Origin of the sequence: Verminephrobacter aporrectodeae subsp. tuberculatae At4 (assembly GCF_000193225.1) — a bacterium.
Taxonomy (GTDB): Bacteria; Pseudomonadota; Gammaproteobacteria; order Burkholderiales; family Burkholderiaceae_C; genus Acidovorax; species Acidovorax aporrectodeae.
In genome coordinates, this window is record NZ_AFAL01000535.1 from 1 (window position 1) to 4,991 (window position 4,991).

General features: G+C 70.0%; 2 protein-coding genes and 2 pseudogenes. 3 read left to right on the forward strand and 1 reads right to left on the reverse strand.

The genetic code is table 11. From position 1 onward, the window contains the following. From priA to VTU_RS28060, 3 genes and pseudogenes are all read left to right on the forward strand, one after another. Positions 1-1,407 (forward strand): replication restart helicase PriA (priA, locus tag VTU_RS0117970; RefSeq protein WP_010106784.1); only part of this gene is annotated, 1,407 nt, incomplete at its 5' end. Between the two features lie 91 nt (positions 1,408-1,498). Further along, positions 1,499-3,561: pseudogene (locus VTU_RS28055) on the forward strand (ATP-dependent helicase). Between the two features lie 543 nt (positions 3,562-4,104). Then, entirely contained in the window at positions 4,105-4,776 is a 672-nt protein-coding gene (locus VTU_RS28060) for a DUF4124 domain-containing protein (RefSeq protein ID WP_010106785.1), read from the forward strand. Here VTU_RS28060 and VTU_RS0117985 read toward each other — a convergent pair. Further along, positions 4,743-4,991, reverse strand: a pseudogene (locus VTU_RS0117985) (SDR family NAD(P)-dependent oxidoreductase); the annotation flags it as partial. The gene VTU_RS28060 and the pseudogene VTU_RS0117985 overlap by 34 nt on opposite strands.

Genomic DNA, 4,991 nt, shown 5'->3' on the forward strand with positions numbered 1-4,991 from the left:
CACAGCGGCGCGGCGCGCATCGTGCTGGGCACCCGCATGGCGGTGTTTGCCAGCCTGCCCGGCCTGAAGTTCATCGTCGTCGACGAGGAGCACGACCCGAGCTACAAGCAGCAGGAGGGCGCGCGCTATTCGGCGCGCGACCTGGCCATCTGGCGCGGGCGCGAGCAGGGCGCCAAGGTGCTGCTGGGCTCGGCCACGCCGTCGCTCGAGAGCTGGCACGCGAGCCGCCCGCCCACGCCCGAAGACCCCGGGGGCGGGCGCTATGCGCGGCTGCACATGCCCAGCCGCATCGGCGCGGGCGCTCTGCCCCGCGTGCGCCGCGTGGACATGAGCCAGCAGCCCCGGCACGCCGTGCTCAGCGTGCCGCTGCTGGCCGCGATCACCGAGCGCGTGGCGCGCGGCGAGCAATGCATGGTCCTGCTCAACCGCCGCGGCTACGCCCCGGTGCTGCACTGCGCCGACTGCGACTGGAAAAGCGACTGCCCGCATTGCAGCGCGCACCAAGTCTTTCACAAAACCGACCGCAGCCTGCGCTGCCACCACTGCGGCCACACCGTGCGCGTGCCGCGCCACTGCCCCCGCTGCGGCAGCCCCGACATCCGGCCCATGGGCCGGGGCACCGAACAGCTCGAAGAACAGCTCTGCTCCCTGCTGTCCGAGGTGCTGCGGCCCGACCGCACGCCCGTGCGCATCGCGCGCATCGACGCCGACACCACCCGGGCCAAGGGCGCACTGGAACAGCAGTTCGCGCAGGTGCATTCCGGCGCCGTGGACGTGCTCGTGGGCACGCAGATGATCGCCAAGGGCCACGACTTCCGGCGCATCACGCTGGTCGCCGCCGTGCAGCCTGATGGCGCCTTGTTCAGCAGCGACTTTCGCGCACCCGAGCGGTTGTTTGCGCTGCTCATGCAGGCCGGCGGCCGCGCCGGGCGCGACGCCGTCTATATGGCGGCCCAGGGAACGCAGTGCGAAATGTGGGTGCAGAGTTTTTGCCCCCGGCACGCCGTGTTCGAAACCCTGCGCACGCACGACTACCCCGCGTTTGCCGCGCAGCAGCTCAGAGAGCGCGCGCAAGCCGCGATGCCCCCGTTCTCGCACCTGGCCCTGGTGCGCGCCGACGCGCGCACGCAGGAGGTGGCGCAGGGCTTTCTCAGCGCAGCCAGCGCCGCGGCGCACGCCGCCGCCCTGCCGGGGCTGGAGCGGGTGACCCTGTTTCCGCCCGTGCCGCTGGCGATCCAGCGCGTGGCCAACGTGGAGCGCGCGCAGATGCTGCTGGAGAGCCCGCGCCGCGCCGCGCTCCAGCATTTCTTGCTGGCCTGGAAGTCCGTGCTGCAAGCCACCCGCCACGACCCCGCGCACAAGGGCCTGATCCGCTGGCTGGTGGACGTGGATCCGCTGGAAATCTGAGCCCGAGCCAGGCTGCACGCCCGGACCGCGCCGGTATCATTGCGCGCTCATCCCCACGCATCCCCGCTTGCCTCCCGCGCCCTCCTCCCGTATGTCCACCGGCCTCAACCTTGCCCAGCTCCAGGCCGTGCACTACACCAACGGGGCCTGCCTGGTGCTCGCCGGCGCGGGCTCGGGCAAGACCCGGGTGATCACGCACAAGATCGCGCACCTGATCGAGCGCGGCATGGAGCCCCGGCAAATTGCCGCGATCACCTTCACGAACAAGGCCGCCGCCGAGATGCGCGAGCGCGCCAAGGAACTCATCGGCCGCCGCGCCAAAAACGTGCTCGTATGCACCTTCCACGCGCTGGGCGTGCGCATGCTGCGCGAGGACGGCGCGGCGCTGGGGCTCAGGCCGCAGTTCAGCATCCTGGACACCGACGACGTGAGCGGCATCCTGAAGGACGCCTGGGGGGCGCGACCGACCTGGCCACGGTGCGCCAATGGCAGTGGCGCATCAGCCAATGGAAGAACCAGGGCCTGACCAGCGCGCAGGCGCTGGAGCAGGCGGCGGACGACAACGCGCGCGGCATCGCCACGCTGATGGCGCGCTACGAGGAGCGCCTGACGGCGTACCAGAGCGTGGACTTCGACGACCTGATCGGCCTGCCGCTGCGCCTGCTGCGCGACTTCGCGCCGGTGCGCGCCAAATGGCAGGCGGCGCTGGGCCACGTGCTGGTGGACGAGTACCAGGACACCAACGCCACGCAGTACGAACTGCTCAAGCTGCTCGTCGGCGAAAAAGGGCACTTCACCGCCGTGGGCGACGACGACCAGTCGATCTACGGCTGGCGCGGTGCCACGTTGGACAACCTCAAAAGGCTGCCCCTCGACTTCCCGCGGCTCGAGGTCGTCAAGCTCGAACAGAACTACCGCTCCACCAGCGCCATCCTGCGCGCGGCGAACAACGTCATCGGGCCGAACCCGAAGCTGTTTCCCAAGACGCTGTTCAGCGAACTGGGCGAAGGCGAACCCGTGCGCGTGGTCGACGCCGACAACGAGGAACACGAGGCCGAGCGCGCCGTGGCGCGCATTCAGAGCCTGCGCGCCACGGGCAACCCGCCGCCCGCGTGGCAGGGCTTCGCCATCCTGTACCGCGCCAACCACCTGGCCAAGCCGTTCGAAAAGGCGCTGCGCAAGGCGAACATCCCGTACAAGGTTTCGGGCGGCAGCAGCTTCTTCGAGCGCGCGGAAATCAAGGATCTGTGCGCCTGGTTTCGCCTCTGGATCAACCACGACGACGACCCGGCGTTCCTGCGCTGCATCACCGCGCCCAAGCGCGGCATCGGCCACGGCACGCTCGCGGTGCTGGGGGCCTTTGCCGCGCAGCACCGGCAAAGCATGTTCGGCGCGTTGTTCAACGCCATGCTGCCCGCCGCCGTGCCGAAACGCGCGCTCGACGGTCTGCACGAGTTCGGCCGCTGCATCAACGACCTGGAATACCGCGCGCGCCACACGCTCGGCGCCGAGGCGGCGCGCGCCTTTCTGCACGCATGGATGGCGGAAATCGGCTACGAGCAGCACCTGTGCGACAGCGAAGACAGCGCGCAAGCCGCTGCCGCACGCTGGGGCAACGTGCTCGAGTTTTGCGACTGGATGGCGCAGCGCGCCGGCGGCCAGATCGACGACAGCGCCGACGCCGGCGCGCCCACCAAGAGCCTGCTGGAGGTGGCGCAGGGCATCGCGCTGCTGTCCACCCTCTCGGGGCGCGAACAGGAAGCGGACCGCGTCACGCTATCGACCCTGCACGCGTCCAAGGGGCTGGAATGGCCGCACGTGATCCTCGCCGGCGCAACCGAGGGCATGCTGCCCTTCAAGATCGACGCCGCCGCAGGCCGCGAGCAAGAGCCGGACGACGACACGCTGCAACGCCTGCAGGAAGAGCGCCGCCTGATGTACGTGGGAATCACCCGCGCCCAGCGCACGCTGGCCGTGAGCTGGAGCAAGAAACGCAAAAAAGGCCGCGAGCTGGTGGCCACGCAGCCCAGCCGCTTCATCGCCGAAATGGGCCTGGACAAGGGCAGCACGCGCGAGGACCCGCGCGCCAAGCTCCGGGCCCTGCGCGCCGAATTTGCCGCCAGGGCCCAGGCCGCCCGCGCGCCCAGCGCCTGAAAGCAGCGCCCGCTGCATGCGGGCCACGGCAAACATATTCGCTCAACGGGTCAACCAAAGGGCCTCGTCAGACGCTAAAGTAAACGCCCGTCCCGCGAAATGGGCAGGTTGCCGGGGTGCTCTTCGGGGGCCCCAAACGGAACACGCCATCCGACCGGAATTGGAACGACATGCCATGCCTCTTCACGCGCATCCCTTCTGCCCTGCTTCTGGGGGCTCTGGCGACGGGGTGCACCACGCTGCCAGGCGATCCATACCTTGCGTACCCTGCGTACCCTGCGTACCCTGGGTCGGCTCACTACTATTCAATGTATCCGGCGTACCCGGTGTACGGGCAGCCGGAATACGTCCCCAGCATGCCTCCGGTTTACTTGGCACCACCACCCCCCTGGCACCGCCGACCCATTCCCCCAGCCATGCTGCTCCCGCACCCGGTGCACCCACCCGTGATCATCTACGGAAGGGGCGTGCGCCCCGGGCGACGCTGAACGGGGACGGTCCGGCTCCGCAGCCCGGCTCCAATTTGACAGCAGGAACAGACCCATGCTCCGATCCTTGACCCTCCTCCTGTGCCTGGGCGCCGCCGGGCTGGGCGCCCAGGCGCAGGTGCTGCGCTGCACCGATGCCGGCACGGGCCGGGTGACGTACACCGACGGCCATTGCGCGCACGGAAGCACGGCGCAAGAAGTGCAAGCGCGCAGGACCCCCGAAGAAATCCAGCTGGAAAACGAACGGGCCGCGCAGGCGCTGGCGCGCGAGCAGCAGCGCCTTCAGGCCGAAGCCGCTGAAGCCGCCGCGGACGACGCACGGCGCGCGGCGAACAAGCCGAAGGAGGACCCTTCCCGCTCTCCCGAATGTGCGAGTTCGCGCCGCAAGCTCGACGCCGCGCTCGGCGACTCGGGCGCAGCCCCTGAGGAGCAGGGTCTGCGCGCCGCCGCAGCGCAGAAGCAGGTTGACCTCGACTGCCTCGGCCCCGAGGCCTACGCGGAATTGGAGAAAACGCGCGCGCCAAGGCCCGTCGCGCTACCGCCGCTGGTCATCCGCCCCCCGTACCAGCCGGTACAAATCCCTGCGGCCCCCGCCCCGCCCCCGCCCCCGCGCCGCCCGAGGGAAAACTCACGAACTGCAATGTGTTCCGCTGCTACGACAAACAGGGCAAGCGCTACCCGCGCTGAGGGCGCTCAATCCCGCAACCCCTGCTGCACACCGGGATAACGCAGCCGCACCCCCAGTTCGCGCAGCATGCGCCGGTTGTCCAGGCGGCGCGACTCCCCGATGAAGCTGCGCAGCGTCGGCGGCAGGGCGCTGCGCGGCACGCGCGGGGGACGCGGCAGGCCGTACCGGTCCGCCACCAAGTCGAAATAGTCGCCCGTCTTCATGGGGTTCGAATCGCCCGCGTTGTAGGCGCGCTGCGGCCGGCCGCGCCACAG

Bases quoted from the DNA above. Each gene is read 5' to 3' on its own strand.
- VTU_RS28060 (WP_010106785.1), top strand. From the start codon at position 4,105: ATGCTCCGATCCTTGACCCTCCTCCTGTGCCTGGGCGCCGCCGGGCTG.